The sequence below is a fragment of the Microbacterium sp. AB genome (genome assembly GCF_032878875.1).
In the GTDB taxonomy this organism is placed as follows: domain Bacteria; phylum Actinomycetota; class Actinomycetes; order Actinomycetales; family Microbacteriaceae; genus Microbacterium; species Microbacterium betulae.
Map to the genome: position 1 here is coordinate 2,086,252 of NZ_CP118157.1, position 15,142 is coordinate 2,101,393.

16 protein-coding genes, 1 tRNA gene and 1 pseudogene are annotated in these 15,142 nt (G+C 72.5%); 5 read left to right on the forward strand and 13 right to left on the reverse strand.

Translation table 11 applies throughout. From position 1 onward, the window contains the following. Positions 1 to 3: 3 nt before the first annotated feature. From serA to prfB, 4 genes are all read right to left on the reverse strand, one after another. Complete coding sequence (gene serA / locus N8K70_RS09840; protein ID WP_317138170.1) at positions 4 to 1,596, reverse strand: phosphoglycerate dehydrogenase; 1,593 nt, start codon at positions 1,594 to 1,596, stop codon at positions 4 to 6. A 127-nt stretch (positions 1,597 to 1,723) separates the two neighbouring features. After that, positions 1,724 to 2,065, reverse strand: coding sequence for a hypothetical protein (locus N8K70_RS09845; RefSeq protein WP_317138171.1), 342 nt, complete (start codon positions 2,063 to 2,065; stop codon positions 1,724 to 1,726). Next, entirely contained in the window at positions 2,062 to 2,613 is a 552-nt protein-coding gene (locus N8K70_RS09850) for a DNA polymerase III subunit gamma/tau (RefSeq protein WP_317138172.1), read from the reverse strand. Before N8K70_RS09850 ends, N8K70_RS09845 begins: the two co-directional genes overlap by 4 nt. 16 nt (positions 2,614 to 2,629) lie before the next feature. Further along, positions 2,630 to 3,739, reverse strand: coding sequence for a peptide chain release factor 2 (prfB, locus tag N8K70_RS09855; RefSeq protein ID WP_317138173.1), 1,110 nt, complete (start codon positions 3,737 to 3,739; stop codon positions 2,630 to 2,632). 83 nt (positions 3,740 to 3,822) lie between these two features. Here prfB and N8K70_RS09860 point away from each other — a divergent pair, with 83 nt between their 5' ends. Then, a complete protein-coding gene (locus N8K70_RS09860; protein ID WP_317138174.1) occupies positions 3,823 to 5,118 on the forward strand; it encodes an MFS transporter in 1,296 nt (431 codons plus the stop codon). Between the two features lie 287 nt (positions 5,119 to 5,405). On the opposite strand, the pseudogene N8K70_RS09865 reads toward N8K70_RS09860, so the two are convergent. The 7 genes and pseudogenes from N8K70_RS09865 to N8K70_RS09895 all read right to left on the reverse strand — a co-directional run. After that, a pseudogene (locus N8K70_RS09865) lies at positions 5,406 to 5,555 on the reverse strand (pilus assembly protein TadG-related protein); the annotation flags it as partial. Beyond that, positions 5,552 to 5,989: a TadE family protein gene (locus tag N8K70_RS09870; RefSeq protein WP_317138175.1), complete on the reverse strand. Its 438-nt coding sequence runs from the start codon at positions 5,987 to 5,989 to the stop codon at positions 5,552 to 5,554. The pseudogene N8K70_RS09865 and the gene N8K70_RS09870, both read right to left, overlap by 4 nt. Positions 5,990 to 6,008: 19 nt before the next feature. Next, positions 6,009 to 6,401, reverse strand: coding sequence for a TadE/TadG family type IV pilus assembly protein (locus tag N8K70_RS09875; RefSeq protein ID WP_317138176.1), 393 nt, complete (start codon positions 6,399 to 6,401; stop codon positions 6,009 to 6,011). Between the two features lie 2 nt (positions 6,402 to 6,403). Next, a complete protein-coding gene (locus N8K70_RS09880) occupies positions 6,404 to 6,619 on the reverse strand; it encodes a hypothetical protein (protein ID WP_317138177.1) in 216 nt (71 codons plus the stop codon). Positions 6,620 to 6,659: 40 nt separating this feature from the next. After that, complete coding sequence (locus N8K70_RS09885) at positions 6,660 to 7,604, reverse strand: type II secretion system F family protein (RefSeq protein WP_317138178.1); 945 nt, start codon at positions 7,602 to 7,604, stop codon at positions 6,660 to 6,662. Next, on the reverse strand, positions 7,601 to 8,455 hold the full coding sequence (locus N8K70_RS09890) for a type II secretion system F family protein (protein WP_394357834.1): 855 nt from the start codon (positions 8,453 to 8,455) through the stop codon (positions 7,601 to 7,603). Before N8K70_RS09890 ends, N8K70_RS09885 begins: the two co-directional genes overlap by 4 nt. Continuing rightward, positions 8,452 to 9,597 carry a CpaF family protein gene (locus N8K70_RS09895; RefSeq protein WP_317138180.1) on the reverse strand — a complete coding sequence of 382 codons (1,146 nt, stop codon included), beginning with the start codon at positions 9,595 to 9,597 and terminating at the stop codon, positions 8,452 to 8,454. The genes N8K70_RS09890 and N8K70_RS09895 overlap by 4 nt, the downstream gene beginning before the upstream one ends. 82 nt (positions 9,598 to 9,679) lie before the next feature. Here N8K70_RS09895 and N8K70_RS09900 point away from each other — a divergent pair, with 82 nt between their 5' ends. The 3 genes from N8K70_RS09900 (at position 9,680) to N8K70_RS09910 (ending at position 11,029) form a co-directional block, all read left to right on the forward strand. Beyond that, positions 9,680 to 10,057 (forward strand): TIGR03618 family F420-dependent PPOX class oxidoreductase, encoded by a 378-nt coding sequence (locus tag N8K70_RS09900; protein ID WP_317138181.1) that lies wholly within the window; start codon positions 9,680 to 9,682, stop codon positions 10,055 to 10,057. Between the two features lie 48 nt (positions 10,058 to 10,105). After that, a tRNA-Leu gene (locus tag N8K70_RS09905) sits at positions 10,106 to 10,187 on the forward strand. A 107-nt stretch (positions 10,188 to 10,294) separates the two neighbouring features. Continuing rightward, positions 10,295 to 11,029, forward strand: coding sequence for a DedA family protein (locus tag N8K70_RS09910; protein ID WP_317138182.1), 735 nt, complete (start codon positions 10,295 to 10,297; stop codon positions 11,027 to 11,029). 10 nt (positions 11,030 to 11,039) lie between these two features. Here N8K70_RS09910 and ku read toward each other — a convergent pair whose 3' ends face one another. After that, on the reverse strand, positions 11,040 to 11,894 hold the full coding sequence (gene ku / locus N8K70_RS09915; protein ID WP_317138183.1) for a non-homologous end joining protein Ku: 855 nt from the start codon (positions 11,892 to 11,894) through the stop codon (positions 11,040 to 11,042). 76 nt (positions 11,895 to 11,970) lie between these two features. Between ku and N8K70_RS09920 the strand changes: the two genes are divergently transcribed. Continuing rightward, positions 11,971 to 14,343 carry an ATP-dependent DNA ligase gene (locus tag N8K70_RS09920; protein WP_317138184.1) on the forward strand — a complete coding sequence of 791 codons (2,373 nt, stop codon included), beginning with the start codon at positions 11,971 to 11,973 and terminating at the stop codon, positions 14,341 to 14,343. 200 nt (positions 14,344 to 14,543) lie between these two features. On the opposite strand, the gene rdgB is transcribed toward N8K70_RS09920, so the two are convergent. After that, the gene (gene rdgB / locus N8K70_RS09925; RefSeq protein WP_317138185.1) at positions 14,544 to 15,140 is read right to left on the reverse strand and encodes an RdgB/HAM1 family non-canonical purine NTP pyrophosphatase; all 597 of its coding nucleotides are present in this window, start codon (positions 15,138 to 15,140) and stop codon (positions 14,544 to 14,546) included. Positions 15,141 to 15,142: the final 2 nt, after the last annotated feature.

Here is a 15,142-nt window from a genome sequence, read left to right on the forward strand (position 1 = left end):
CTCTCATGCCTCGACGATCTCGATCTGACGGATGACCGACGCGTCGATCGCGGCTCCCACCTCGGCGAGCAGCTCGTCGGGCACGCGCGAATCGACCGTGAGCACCGACAGGGCCTGCCCGCCCGCCTCGCGGCGCGCGATCTGCATGCCCGCGATGTTGATGCCCGCCTCGCCGAAGCTCTGACCGTAGACCGCGACGATGCCGGGGCGGTCGGTGTAGAGCATGACGATGTGGTGCCGGCCCAGCGGAACCTCGACCTCGTAGCCGTTGACGCCGACGATCTTCTGCACCATGCGCGTGCCGGCGAGCGTGCCGGCGACCGTCAGCACGGTGCCGTCGGCGAGCGCGCCGCGAAGGGTCGTGAGGTTGCGGTACTCGGGGCTCTCCTTCTCGACGATGAGGCGCGTCTCGATCCCGCGCTGCTCGGCGAAGACGGGGGCGTTGACGTAGGAGACGCTCTCGCTCACGACGTTGGAGAGGATGCCCTTGAGCGCCGCGAGGCGGTAGACGCTCACGTCGTAGTCCGCGAGCTCGCCGCGGACCTCGACGTCGAGGCTCGTGAGCGCAGAGGTCGCGAGGCCGCTGAAGACCTGCCCGAGCTTCTCGACGAGCGCGATCCCGGGGCGGACGAAGGGATCGATGACGCCGCCGGCGACGTTGACCGCATCCGGCACGAGGTCGCCTTCGAGGGCGAGCTTGACCGACCGGGCGACCGAGACGCCGGCCTTCTCCTGCGCCTCGTCCGTCGACGCGCCCAGGTGCGGCGTGGCGACGACGTTCGCAAGAGCCGTGAGCCGCGTGTCGGCCGGCGGCTCGCTCGTGAAGACGTCCAGCCCCGCCCCGGCGATCTCGCCGGTCGTCAGCGCCTCGTACAGGGCGCTCTCGTCGATGAGCCCGCCGCGCGCGACGTTCACCACGAACGCCGTCGGCTTCATGGCCTTCAGCTGCTCCGTCGAGATCATGCCCGTCGTCTCCGGCGTCCTCGGCATGTGGATCGTGAGGAAGTCGGCCTGCGCGACGAGCTCGTCCAGGGTCAGCAGCTCGACCCCGAGCTGCTGCGCGCGCGCGCTCGTGACATACGGGTCGTACGCGACCACGCGCATCCCGAAGCCCTGCATGCGGGCGGCGACGAGCGCGCCGATGCGGCCGAGGCCCACAACGCCGAGCGTCTTCTCGAAGAGCTCGATGCCCGTGTAGGCGCTCCGCTTCCACTCCCCCGCGCCCAGCGACGCGCGAGCGGCGGGGATGTGCCGGGCCAGGCTCAGGATGTGGCCGCAGGTCAGCTCCGCCGCGGAGACGATGTTCGAGGTCGGCGCGTTCACGACCATGACGCCCGCCGTCGTGGCGGCCTTGATGTCGACGTTGTCGAGGCCGACGCCGGCGCGGGCGATGACCTTGAGGCCCTTCGCGTGGCCGATCGCCTCCTCGTCCATCTTCGTCGCCGACCGGATGAGGACCGCGTCGGCGTCCGCGAGGGCGTCGAACAGGGCGGGACGATCGGTCCCGTCGACGCTGCGGACGTCGAAGTCGGGGCCGAGCGCCTCGATCGTTGCGGGGGAGAGTTCTTCGGCGATGAGGACGACGGGCTTCGGCACGGGTGGATCCTTCGATGCGTGTGTGCGCGGGGCGCGCACGGAGGGGGTTCGACGCGCCACACGCCGTGGGGGCGCGATCGCGAACCACTCTATCGGAGGCCGCGCTTGTCCCCCGCCAGCCGCGCGGTCAGAACAGATTGGAGGGGTTGGACGTGAACGCCTGCATGTCGAGCCAGAACACGGCCGTGAGGGCGAGCCCCGTGAACAGCGCGGCCGCGAGCCATCCGATCCCGCGCCCGCGCCCGATCGCGAAGGCGATCGCGAACGCGGCGATCGGGACGAGCACGGCGAGGACGAGGACGATCCATGCCGTGACCGAGAGGGCGATCCCCTGCGCCGCCGTGGTCTGCGAGAGCGTCACGAGATAGATCACGGCGCTCCACACCGCGTACGCGTAGAACAGCGCGAAGATTCCGGTCACCACGCCGACGGCCCAGCCGGGCGCGGTGCGCGTCGCCGTCCCGCTCACTGCCCGATCACCCCCACCATGACGAACGGCCACGGCACGAGCAGCACGGCACCCGCCACGAGCCAGAGGAAGCGCTGCCAGAGCGGCGCCCTCCGGGTGCCGAGCCAGACAACGGCGAACCAGATGAGCGGCGACGCGACCGCCAGCCACATGCTCCCCAGGTACATGAAGTCGGCGACGGCGTCCGTGCTCGTCTCGATCCGGTCGCGCAGGCGCGTCGCGCCGAGGAACCAGCCGACGCTCCAGAGGAGGTAGACGCCGCCGAGCAGGCCCAGCGACACGAGCGCGACGTTGCCCAGCGGCGCGCGCTCCTCGGCGTCGGCGCGACGGTCCGCGTCCGCGGGCTCGGAGCCCTCGGGGACCGCATCGCCGCCCCCGCCGCCCCCGCCGACGGCGTGCCGGCCGTCGGGCGACGGCGACTCCGCATCGGGCGATGCCTGCGGTTCCGCGTCGGGTGCCCCGCCGTCGGCGAGCGCATCGCCTCCCGGCTGGAGCGTGGGGTCGTCGTCGCCCTCCCAGGTCAGGGCCTCATCTTCACGCGACGGCATACGGCCAGCGTACCGATCAGTCCTCGGTCTTGCGCTTGCGCCAGCGGATGCCCGCGTTGATGAAGCCGTCGATGTCGCCGTCGAACACGGCCGACGGCGTGCCCACCTCGTGCTCGGTGCGGAGGTCCTTCACCATCTGATAGGGCGCGAGCACGTAGGAGCGCATCTGATCGCCCCAGCTCGCGGTGATGGTGCCGGCGAGCTCCTTCTTCTTCGCCGCCTCCTCTTCCTTCTGCAGCAGGAGCAGGCGCGACTGCAGCACCCGCATGGCCGCCGCGCGGTTCTGGATCTGCGACTTCTCGTTCTGCATCGACACGACGATGCCCGTCGGGAGGTGCGTGATGCGCACGGCGGAGTCGGTGGTGTTCACCGACTGGCCTCCGGGGCCCGACGAGCGGAAGACGTCGACGCGGATGTCGTTCTCCGGGACGTCGACCTCCTGCGCCTCCTCCATGAGCGGGATGACCTCGACGGCCGCGAAGCTCGTCTGTCGCTTCCCGGCTGCGCCGAAGGGGCTCATGCGCACGAGGCGATGCGTTCCGGCCTCGACGCTCAGGGTGCCGAACGCGTACGGGGCGTCGATCTCGAACGTCGCCGACTTGATGCCGGCCTCCTCCGCGTAGGAGGTGTCCATGACGGTCGCCTTGTAGCCGTGCTGCTCGGCCCAGCGCAGGTACATGCGCAGGAGCATCTCGGCGAAGTCGGCGGCGTCGACGCCACCCGCTCCCGCGCGGATGGTGATGACGGCGGGCCTGGCGTCGTACTCGCCGTCGAGGAGGGTCTGCACCTCGAGCTCGCCGATGATCTTCTCGAGATCGCGCAGCTCCCTGCGCGACTCCTCGGCGGCGTCCTCGTCGTCCATCTCGTTGGCGAGCTCGACCATCACCTCCAGGTCGTCGAGGCGCTGGTCGATCCGCTCGACCTTCGCGAGCGTCGACTTGCGGTGGCTCAGCGCGCTCGTGACCTTCTGCGCGTTGTCGGTGTCGTTCCAGAGACCGGGATCCGCCGCCCGGTCCTCGAGCCCCGCGACCTCGGCGCGCAGCGCGTCGACGTCGACCACCTCGCGGATGTTCGTGAACGTGGTGCGCAGGGCCTGGATGTCGGCGGAGAGATCGAGTTCTAACATTTCCCCTCAGCCTATCGCGGGCGGGTGCGCGCCCGATGCGGTCCCCCGCGGCGCCGCCGTGCGGGGGCGTACTGTCGAAGGCGATGACCACGATGCCCGAGCCAGGCGACGCCGCCTTCGACGCGCTCCGCCGATACGCGCCGATGGTGTACGGGCCGACGGCCCTCTACTCGCTCGGGCAGGGCGCCATCCTCCCCCTCCTCCCGGCCCTCGCCGCCGACCTCGGCGCCAGCATCGCCTCGGCCGCCCTCATCGCCGCCGCGATCGTCGTCGGCCAGCTGTGCGGGAACATCCCCGCGGGATGGCTCGTGTCGAGGGTCGGAGAACGCTCCACGATGCTCATCGCCGCGGTCGCCTCGCTCGCCGGGATCGCCGGCGTGCTGCTCGCCCGGCAGATCGGGGTGCTGGGGATCTCGGTGTTCGTGCTCGGCTTCTGCGCCTCGTCGTTCGCCGTCGCCCGGCACACCTTCATGACCACGCGCGTGCCGTTCCGCTACCGGGCCAGGGCGCTCTCGCTCGTCGGCGGATCGTTCCGGCTGGGCGGTTTCACCGGACCGTTCGTCACGGCGGGCCTGCTCGCCCTGTTCGGCGACGAGCACGCGTCCGTCTGGTTCTTCGGGGCGTGCCTCCTGGGTGTGGCGCTGCTCGTCGCCTTCGGACCGGACCCCGAGGAGAAGGCCATCGCCGCTGAGCGCCTGGCCGCGAGGGATCCCTCGCCGTCCGAGGCGGCGGAGGACACGGGCGAGCCGGTCACGGGCTCGGTCCCGGCCGGGGAGAGACTCGGCGTCGCCGGGACGATCTGGCGGTACCGGGGCCTCCTCGCCCGCCTCGGATCCGCGGCGGCATCGCTCTCCGCCGTCCGGTCGGCGCGTCAGGCCGTGCTGCCCCTGTGGGGCGTGTCGATCGGCCTCGACTCGCAGACCCTCGCGCTCGTCATCGGCGTCGCGGGGGCCGTCGAGTTCTCCCTGTTCTACGTGAGCGGCCAGGTGATGGACCGCTTCGGCCGGCTCTGGGCCGCGGTGCCGGCGCTGCTGCTCATGGGCGCGGGGTTCGGCGCCCTCGCCTTCACCCACGACCTCGACACGTCGGTGCTGTGGTTCGGCGTGCTCGCCCTCGTCATCGGCGTCGGGAACGGGCTCTCGTCGGGCACCCTCATGACGCTCGGAGCCGATGTCGCCCCGAAGGCGGATCCCGCGTCGTTCCTCGGCGCGTGGCGCACGCTCACCGACGGCGGCGCCGCGCTCACGCCCTTGATGATCTCGGGCGTCACGGCGATCTCCTCCCTCTCGGTCGCCACGGGCCTCGTCGGGGTGATCGGCCTCGTCGGCGCCGGCGCGTTCGTCCGGTACGTGCCCCGGTTCGCACCCCGGCAGCGCTGAGCACGACCTCGCGGCGGCCGGTCCCGTCGCCTCAGCGTCGTCCGGCTCGTCGCCGTGGACTCCAACGCGACGCCCTCGGGCACGAGGACGCCGAAGGCGAACGGACGCCACGTCGTGGCGACGGTCACGCGGGCCGACAGGCCGTCCGGCGTCGACGCGGACACGAGCGCGGCATCGACCGGCGTCGCCGCGACGACGACCTGTGCCTGCTCCCGCACAGACGCGTCGTGGAGACGCGCGTGCACGGTGTCGCCGTCGAGGGCGATCGTGAAGCCGTCGGCCGCGGCGAGCGCCGCGGCGTCGGCGAGCGCGTCGAGCCGCTTCTGGGCGAGATGGAGCGACGTCGCATTGACGCACACGAGGATCAGCGCGATCGCGAGGATCGCGGAGCCGATGGTGAGCGGCAGGATGCTCCCGCGTTCGGAGTCCTTCGTCATGAGCCGCCCCAGAAGCGCGAGACCTTCTGCACGGACGTCGCCTCGACGGGGATCGCGAGGAAGCGGTCGAGGCCGAGGAGCGGCGGCACGAAGGGCAGCCGCACGTCCGCGCCGATCGTGACGGAGACGGACGCGCCGGCCTCGGGGCAGGTCGTCCGCGCGGGCGTGCAGACGATCGACAGGTCCATCTCGTCGGGATCGATGCCGTACTCGGCGGAGACCGATCCGATCACGGCGGGCAGCCGGGAGAAGGTCTCGTCGAGACCGCCCGTCCGGGCCAGGGTGTGAGCCGCATGGCGTGCCGTCGCCTCGACTCCGAGCGTCTGCTCCTGCACCTCCCCGAGCACGACGACGAGATACGCGAGGGGGACGAGCATCACGATGCCCGCGAGGAGGAACTCGATGGCCGCGGACCCGGCATCGTCCCCGAGCACGCGCGTGGGTGGACCGCGCCTAGCCCCTCGGCTCGACCGGCGCATGCGCCGTCACCTCCCAGCCGCCGGGAAGGCCGATGAGACCGAAGACCGGCAGTCCCGTGCGGACCGTCACGGCGATCGAGGGGGCACCGGGCCCGTCCGCGTAGGCCGCCGTGACGTCCTGAGCGTACGAGGGCCCCACGGCGCGATCGATCACGAGCCGCGTGCGCTCCGCTCCCGCCGCCGGCCCCACATCGGCGAGGGCCGCGTGGTAGGCGCCCTCCACCGCGGCGTCGTGGACGACGTTGCGCACGTAGACCGCCAGACCCAGTTGCAGCACGGCGAGCGTGAGCGCGGTGAGGAGGCTGCCGACGAGGACGAACTCGACCGTGCTCGACCCGCGCTCGTCCGCGACGCCGTGCCCGCGCATCCTCAGATCCCGTTGACGCTGCTGATCGCCCGCTCGAACAGCCCCGTCAGTGCGGGGCCCGCGAGCGCCCAGATCAGCACGACGAGGCCCGCGGACATCAGCGTGATGAGCACCCATCCGGGCACGTCGCCTGTCTCGTCGTCACGCAGGTCGTTCCAGACGTCGCCCCACGCCGTGCGGACGCGGACGGCCGTGCGGCGGGCTCTCGATGTGTTCATGCGGTTCTCCTTCGCGTCGTGAGGGATGGGGTCGGAGGCGTCAGCCGATGCCGAGGCGCAGCATGACGATGCCGGGGAAGACGGCGAACAGGACGCTGAGCGGCAGGAGGCCGAAGACGAGCGGCAGCAGCATGAGGATCTCCTTGCGGCCCGCCTGCTCGATGAGGCGGCGCTTGGCGTCCTCCCGCGCGTCCACCGCCTGCGCCTGGAGCGCCCCCGCCAGCGGCGAGCCGCGGTCGATCGCCGCGACGACGTGCTCGACGGCACGACCCAGCGCCGGCGCCTGGAGCCGCCGGGACATCGCGAGCAGGGCGTCGGGCAGGGTGTCGCCCGTGCGCACGTCGAGCACGACGCGACGCAGCTCGCCCGTCAGCTCGCCGCTGCCGAGCTCGGCCACGCGCGCAACGCTGTCGAAGATCCCCTCGCCGGCGGCGAGGCACAGCGCGAGGAACTCGAGCACCGTCGGAAGCTCGTCCCCGATCCGGTCCATCCGCACACGTGCTCTCGACGTCAGCAGCAGATCGGTCCCGACGGCTCCCGCCACGGCGCCGAGCACCGGCACGACGAGCGACTGCCCCGTGAGCGCCCCGGTGAGCGCGAAGCCGATCACGACGACGACGCCGGCGGCGAACCCGGCGAGCGCCCACGCGAGCTGCGACCCCCGGAACGCCGTGACGTCGGCGGGCTTCCCGGCCTGTGTGAGACGCCGGGCGATGCCGTCCGCGCCTCCCAGGAGGGCGGTCGCACGCCGCTGCGCCGCCCTCCACACGGCGCTCGCGCCGCCGGCGATCGCCGCTCCGGGATCCGCGACGGCCGTCCAAACCGTGGTCCCCGCGGGGTCGGTGACATCTCGCACGTACGGCGCGACGCGCCGCGCGAGGCTCGGCGCAGCCCACCGGGGCAGGACCATCAGCAGCGCCCACGCGCCCGTGCCGAACGCGCCTCCCAGCAGCAGCGCGATCGCGACGTCGGTGGCGGAGCTCATGCGAACCACCTCCGCGCCTCCGGGAGCCTGCCGATGCGCAGCATGACGCGGAACGCGACGAACGACACGGCGGCGCCGACCAGCAGGAGGCCGACGCCCTCCGGGCTCGAGTAGGCCTCGGCGCCTTCCGGCCGCATCGCCAGCAGAGCCACGATCACCCAGGGCGCGACGGCGCCCAGGATCGCCGCGCCGCGCGTCCACGACTGCCGCGACTCCACCTCCGCACGCACGGCGACGTCGACCCTCACCGACGCCGACAGCGCCCGCAGCACGGGCGTGAGCTCTGTGCCCCCGACCTGTCTGGCCATCCGCAGCGTCTCGATGATCCGATCGCCCATCGGGTCGGACAGCGCCGTCTTGAGCCGGTCGGCGCTGGAGTCGAAGTGTCCCGACGCCGCCATGTCGCGCGCGAACCCCTCGAACGCCGCGCGGAGCGGAGCCGGGGCCGCGTGCGCGAGGCTCGAGACCGCGTCCGGGAGCGACATGCCGGCCCGCACGGACGCGACGAGCAGGTCGCACACGTCCGGCCACAGGCCCCGGCGGAGTCGCACGAGGCCCTGCGCCCGCCCGCGCAGCCAGACGATCGGCCCGAGCCCCGCGGCGAGGGCGGCGAGGGCCGCGAGCACGGCCACGGTCGTGAGGAGCCAGGCGACGGCCGCCGCCGCGAGCGCGGCGGCCGCGCACAGGGCCACGAACACGCGCGGCGCGACATGCGCGAAGCCCGCGGCCTCCAACAGCGACGACAGCGGCGCCGGCCCGTCGTGCACGCGCTTCTCCCGCACCGGCCAGAGCCACGGCGCCGCGGCGAGCAGCAGACCCCCGGCGAGCACGGCGCCGAGCAGGAGGATCACCGCCATCTCTCCCCCATCCGGAAGAGGGTGCGCGTCTCGGGCACGCCCTCGATCACGCGCCCCGTGGGGGCGATGATCTGCTGGACGCGCCGGCGCCCGTCGTCCGCGCGCTGGCAGTGGACGACGAGGTCGACGCTGGAGGCGATGGCCGGGACGACGAATCCCCTGTCGATGTTGCGGCCGGCCAGTAGCGGGAGCGCTGCGAGCTTGGCGAGGGCGTCGACAGCCGAGTTCGCATGGATGGTCGCCGCGCCGGGGATCCCGGTGTTGAGCGCGAGCAGGAGGTCGAGCGCCTCGGCGTCGCGCACCTCGCCGACGACGAGCCGGTCGGGGCGCATGCGGAGCGCCTCCTTCACGAGCCGCCGCGGCGTGATCTCCCCCGTGCCCTCGAGGCTCGGCTGACGTCCCTGCAGGGCGACGAGGTCGGGGGCGTCGACGCCGAGCTCGAACGTCTCCTCGACCGTGACGACGCGATGGCTGTCGGGGCACGCGGCGATGAGGGCGCCGAGGAGGGTGGTCTTCCCGGCGTGCGTCGCGCCAGACACCAGAATGCTGCGGCCGTGCCGCATCGCCTCGCGCAGGATGGCCTCCGCCCCGGGCGCGAGGGAGCCGATCTCGACGAGCTGATCGAGCGTGCGCACCGCGGGCAGGAACTTCCGGATGTTCACCGCCCAGTGCCTGCGCGCGATCCCGCCCAGGACGACGTGCAGACGCGACCCGTCGGGAAGGGACGCGTCCACGAACGGCTGCGACAGATCGATCCGGCGCCCCGTCGCATGCAGCATCCGCTCGACGAGATCGCGCACGGCCTCCTCCGTCAGCACCAGCGGAAGCCGCTCCGACACGCCGCCTCGCGCGATGAACACGCGGTCCGGGGCGTTGATCCACAGCTCCTCGACCTCCGGGTCGTCCAGGAACTCCTGCAACGCCCCGTACCCCGTCACCGCAGCGAGGACCTCCCGCACGGCACCCGGCTCGTCGTCCACCGTCGCGAGCCCCCGCGCGAGCGCGAAGTCGTTGTGACGCCGCACCTCCGCCTGCACGACCCGCCGCACCGCCTCCGGCGCACGCGACGGATCCGTCCGCTCCGCGCGCAGGCGATCGCGCACCCGCTCCGCGACAGCACTCACAACAGAACCCACGCCGCCATCCTGGCCGAAACGGCGACACCGCCTCGAAAGTTATCCACAGGGCGGCGAGCGCGCCGTCTGGCACGCTGGACCCGTGATCACCGACGCCGGACTCGCTCTCCTCACCGAGCGCCACCTCGCGACCCTCTCCACCTTCGGCAGGGACGGCCGCATCCACGCCGTCCCCGTCGGGATCACCTACCGCGACGGCATCGTCCGCGTCATCGGATCGCGCGGCACGCAGAAGTTCGTCAACGCGCGGAGATCCGGACGCGCGAGCGTCAGCACGGTCGACGGACGGCGCTGGATCAGCCTCGAAGGCCCCGCCGTCGTGCGCGAGGAGCCCGAGGCGGTCGCCCTCGCGGTCGAGCTCTACACGGAACGGTACGGCGCCCCGCGCGCGAACCCGCGGCGGGTCGCGCTCGAGATCGCGGTCGAGCACGTGCTCGCCTCCGCGGGCCTGCGGGCATGAGCGCCCGCCTCGGGACGCGAAGCGCTGCCCCGTAGACTGGGCGGTCTCGCGGGAGTGGTGAAACTGGCAGACACGCAGGATTTAGGTTCCTGTGCCTCCGGGCATGTGGGTTCGAGTCCCACCTTCCGCACGCAGTGAGCCCCGCGGGCCCTCCCGAGACCACGCTCAGACGCGCGACATAGACTGTCCACAGCGTCCGGTCAGACGTCCTCCCCCTCAGCTGATACTCGGAGCATCGTGCGTCACATCGCTCTCCTGCCGTGGCTCGACCCGCAGGCCATCATCGACGCGGCAGGCCCCTGGGCGCTGCTCGTCGTGTGCCTCATCGTGTTCTCGGAGACGGGGCTCCTCGTCGGGTTCCTGCTGCCCGGCGACACGCTGCTGGTCATCTCGGGGCTGCTGACGCACACCAACGACGTGTTCGGCCTCAACATCTGGGTCGTGAGCGCGCTCATCGCGCTCGCCGCGTTCGTGGGCGGCGAGGTCGGCTACTTCATCGGGCACAAGGGCGGTCCGGCGATCTTCGAGCGCAAGGACTCCGGCATCTTCAGCAGGCACAACGTCGAGCGCACCAACGCGTTCTTCGAGCGCTTCGGCGGCCTCACGATCGTGCTCGCCCGCTTCGTGCCGATCGTCCGCACGTTCGCGCCCGTCGCCGCGGGCATCGGCCACATGTCGTGGCGCCGGTACTCGATCTACAACCTCATCGGCGCCGTGCTCTGGGGCTTCGGGCTGACGATGCTCGGCTACGTCATCGCGTACATCCCCTTCGTGAGCCGCTTCGTCACGGACTACATCGACCTCATCCTGCTGGCCGCCGTCGCCGGCACCGCGCTCATCGTGCTCTGGCACTTCCTCTCCGAGCGCCGCAAGGCCCGGGAGAGCGCCGCACGCCCCGAGAGCGCGAGCGTGGCTCTCGATCCCGAGGTCTTCGAGCGCGCTCCCGACGGCGACGGCCGGCCGGGCCTCTGACGCCGGAGGCTCAGGACGCCTTCTTCGACGCCTTCCCCCGGGGCTTCGCGGCCGCCGGAGTCTCGCCCTCTCCGCCGCCCCGCTCCGCCCGCGAGCGCTCGATGCTCGCCCGCAGCGCCTCCATGAGGTCGATGACCTCGCCGTCCGTCTCGGGCTCCGCCCCGAAGGTCGCCTCGATGTCGACCGCGTCGCCCTGGTCGAGCTTGGCCTCGATGAGCGTGCGCAGCTCCTTCTGATACTCGTCCACGAACGACTCCGGGTCGAAGTCGCTCGAATAGCTCTCCACGAGGCTCGCCGACAGCTCGAGCTCCTTCTTGCTGATCTTCACCGGCCCCTCGAGCGCGGGGAACGAGACCTGCCGCACCTCGTCGGCCCACAGCAGCGTCTGCAGCATGAGGACGTCGCCCCGCACGCGCAGCGCGGCCAGACGCGTCTTCTGCCGCAGTGAGAACCGCACGATGGCCGTGCGCTCCGTGCGCTCGAGGGTCTCACGCAGCAGCGCGTACGACTTGGGCGAGGCGGAGTCGGGCTCGAGGAAGTACGCACGGTCGAACGTGATGGGGTCGACCTGCTCGCTCGGCACGAACTCGACCACCTCGATCTCGCGGCTGCGCTCGGACGGCAGCGACCTCAGGTCCTCGCCGGTGAGGACGACGGTCTGCTCGCCGTCGTCGTAGGCGCGCTCGATGTCGCGGTAGGCGACCACCTCGCCGCACACCTCGCACCGGCGCTGGTAGCGGATGCGTCCGCCGTCCGCGGCGTGCACCTGATGCAGCGGCACGTCGTGATCCTCGGTCGCGGCGTAGACCTTGACCGGCACGTTGACGAGGCCGAAGCTCAGCGCGCCCTTCCAGATCGATCTCATGCGACCAGTGAAGCGCGTGACCGGCGCCGCGACCAGGGGTTGACGGCGCGCGACGGCACCCGCATACCCTGGGCGCATGGCCACGGGGCAGCAGACGGTGGAGGTGTCGGGACGCCGCCTGCGCGTGTCCCGCCTCGACCGCGTGCTCTATCCCGAGTCGGGCACGACGAAGGCCGACGTGATCGGCTACTACACCCGCGTCGCGCCGCTCCTGCTCCCCCATGTCGCAGGTCGCCCCGTCACGCGGAAGCGGTGGGTGGACGGCGTCGGCACGGCGGGCGCTCCCGCGGAGGCGTTCTTCGCGAAGGCGCTCGAGGCCGGAGCGCCGAGCTGGATCCCGAGGGGCCGCATCGTCCATGGCACGGGACCGAAGGAGTATCCGCTCGTCGACGAGGTCGCCGCCCTCGTCTACCTCGCCCAGGTCGCGAGCCTCGAGCTGCACGTGCCGCAGTGGCGGTTCGACGCTGACGGCGCGCAGGGCCCCGCCGACCGGCTCGTGCTCGACCTCGACCCCGGCGCGGGCGTCGGTCTCGCGGAGTGCGCGGAGGTGGCCCGGCTCGTGCGCCCGATCCTCGCCGGGATGGGGCTCGAGCCGTTCCCCGTGACGAGCGGCAGCAAGGGCATCCACCTGTACGCCGCGCTGCCTCAGCCGCTCCCGAGCGACCGCGCGTCGGCCCTCGCGCATGAGCTCGCCCGCGCGCTCGAGGCCGACCATCCCGACCTCGTCGTCAGCGCGATGAGGAAGGACGCGCGCGCCGGGCGGGTGCTCGTGGACTGGAGCCAGAACAACGGCAAGAAGACGACGATCGCGCCCTACTCCCTCCGCGGCCGCGCGAGGCCGTGGGCAGCCGTCCCCCGCACGTGGGAGGAGCTCGACGATCCGGGGCTCCGCCAGCTCGAGCTCGACGAGGTGCTCGGGCGCACAGAGGCCCTCGGCGATCCCCTCGCCCCCGTCGACGCGCCGTCCGACGTCGACCCGCTCGGCTCGTATCGCGCCAGGCGCGCGGCGGCGCGGACCCCGGAACCCGTGCCGGAGCCCGATCGGCCCGGCACGACGTCGGATGGACTCCCCCGCTTCGTGATCCACGAGCACCATGCATCGCGGCTGCACTGGGACCTGCGACTCGAGCACGACGGCGTCCTCGTGAGCTGGGCCGTCCCGAAGGGGATCCCCGAGACCGTCGAGCGCAACCATCTCGCGGTGCAGACCGAGAACCATCCGCTCGCCTACGCCGACTTCCACGGCACCATCCCGCAGGGCGAGTACGGCGCCGGCACGATGACGATCTGGGACGCCGGCACCTACGAGGCGGAGAAATGGCGCGATGCGGAGGTCATCGTCACGTTGCGCGGGCGACCGGGGGGACCGATCCGCGACGCGCGCATCGCGCTCATCCGCACGGACGGCGCCGGCGAGAGGTCGTCGTGGCTGCTGCACCGCACGAAGCGGCAGCCGGCGACGCACGACGGACAGCGTGGACGGCCGCCGCGACCCGCCCCGATGCTCGCGACGCACGGCACGCCGGGTCTCGCCCGCGCCCTCTCGACGCCGCCCTGGGTCGAGTTCAAGTGGGACGGCGTGCGCGCGCTCGGCGAGTGGCGCGGCGGGGCCCTCCGGCTCTTCGCGCGTTCCGGGTCGGAGATCACGGTCCGCTATCCGGAGCTCTCGGAACCGGCGCGCGCGCATCTCGACGCCTGGGACGCGGTCGTCGACGGCGAGATCGTCGCGCTCGACGACCGGGGCCGCCCGAGCTTCTCCCTCCTCCAGCGGAGGATGCACCTGGAGCGGCCGGAGGACATCGCCCGCGAGCGGAGCCGCGTGCCCGTCCTGCTCTACCTCTTCGACCTGCTGCGGCTCGACGGCCGCGACCTCACGCCGCTCCCCCTGCGCGAGCGCCGCCGTCTGCTCGAGCAGGCGACGGCCGACGCGGGTCGAGCGGTCGTCGTCCCTCCCGTCTCCGACGACGTGGACGCCGCGCTCGGCGCCGCGGAGGAGCACGGTCTCGAGGGGATCGTCGCGAAGCGCGCCGACTCCCCCTATCGCGGCGGCGAACGGAGCGAGGACTGGCTGAAGGTCACGCTCGTCCGGACGCAGGAGGTCGTGATCGGAGGATTCCGCCGAGGGAACGGCTGGCGGACGTCCACGTTCGGGTCTCTGCTGCTGGGCGTTCCCGGCCCGGACGGGCTCGCCTACGTCGGACGCGTGGGCACGGGGCTCGACGACCGCGAGCTGCGGCATCTGCGGGAGACCCTCCGGACGCGCGAGACCGGCGAGCCCGCCCTCGTCGGCGTGCCGCCGGAGGACGCCCACGACGCGACCTGGGTGCGCCCGGAGCTCGTCGGCGAGGTGGAGTTCGCCGCGTGGACGCCCGGCGGCAGGCTGCGGCACGCACGCTGGCGCGGCCTGCGTCCGGACAAGTCCCCGCCGGAGGTCCGCCGCGAGTCGTGATCCGCGTCAGCGATGTGCGACGTCGCGGTCGGCGTGTCCCGCCGGCTCGATCGGGAACGTCGAGCGCGACGTCGAAGTGTTCGGCGAGGCACTCCCGCAGGCCGTTCGGGATCGCCCCGGCCCGCGCCTCGTCGCGCGAGGATGACGACGGCCGCGACAGGGGATGGGGCGCCGCCGGCCGGGAACGGGTCCGGTTCTCGTCACAGCGCCGTCAGCAGCGGCCCGAGCCGCTCGAACGCGCGTGCGCGATGCGAGACGGCGTTCTTCTCCTCGGCCGTCCACTCCCCGACCGTCCGCTCGTCCGCGGGATCCTGGCCCTCCGGGACGAAGACGGGGTCGTACCCGAAGCCGCCGTCGCCGCGGGGCTCGAGCGCGATGCGTCCCGGCCAGACGCCCTCCACCGTGTGCTCGTCGCCCTCGGGGGTGACGAGCGCGATGGTCGAGGCGTAGTGCGCCGAACGATGCGGGTCGGTGATGTCGGCGATCTGGTCCAGCAGCAGGGCGACGTTCGCGGCGTCGTCCTTCGCGTGTCCCGCCCAGTAGGCGGAGAACACCCCGGGAGACCCTCCCAGGACGTCGACGCACACGCCGGAGTCGTCGGCGAGCGCGGGCAGGCCCGTGTGGGCGGCGGCCGCACGCGCCTTGACGAGCGCGTTCTCGGCGAACGTCGTGCCGTCCTCGACGGGTTCGGGGCCGCCGTAGGAGACCACCTCGAGGTCGGGGCGCGTCAGCGCGACGATCGCCTGGAACTCCGCCACCTTGTGGGCGTTGTGCGTCGCGAGGACGATCTGCGCCATCC

Bases quoted from the DNA above. Each gene is read 5' to 3' on its own strand.
- ku (WP_317138183.1), bottom strand. From the start codon at position 11,894: ATGAGATCGATCTGGAAGGGCGCGCTGAGCTTCGGCCTCGTCAACGTG.
- prfB (WP_317138173.1), bottom strand. From the start codon at position 3,739: ATGTTAGAACTCGATCTCTCCGCCGACATCCAGGCCCTGCGCACCACG.
- rdgB (WP_317138185.1), bottom strand. From the start codon at position 15,140: ATGGCGCAGATCGTCCTCGCGACGCACAACGCCCACAAGGTGGCGGAG.
- N8K70_RS09860 (WP_317138174.1), top strand. From the start codon at position 3,823: ATGACCACGATGCCCGAGCCAGGCGACGCCGCCTTCGACGCGCTCCGC.
- N8K70_RS09875 (WP_317138176.1), bottom strand. From the start codon at position 6,401: ATGCGCGGGCACGGCGTCGCGGACGAGCGCGGGTCGAGCACGGTCGAG.
- N8K70_RS09920 (WP_317138184.1), top strand. From the start codon at position 11,971: ATGGCCACGGGGCAGCAGACGGTGGAGGTGTCGGGACGCCGCCTGCGC.
- N8K70_RS09880 (WP_317138177.1), bottom strand. From the start codon at position 6,619: ATGAACACATCGAGAGCCCGCCGCACGGCCGTCCGCGTCCGCACGGCG.
- N8K70_RS09850 (WP_317138172.1), bottom strand. From the start codon at position 2,613: ATGCCGTCGCGTGAAGATGAGGCCCTGACCTGGGAGGGCGACGACGAC.
- N8K70_RS09885 (WP_317138178.1), bottom strand. From the start codon at position 7,604: ATGAGCTCCGCCACCGACGTCGCGATCGCGCTGCTGCTGGGAGGCGCG.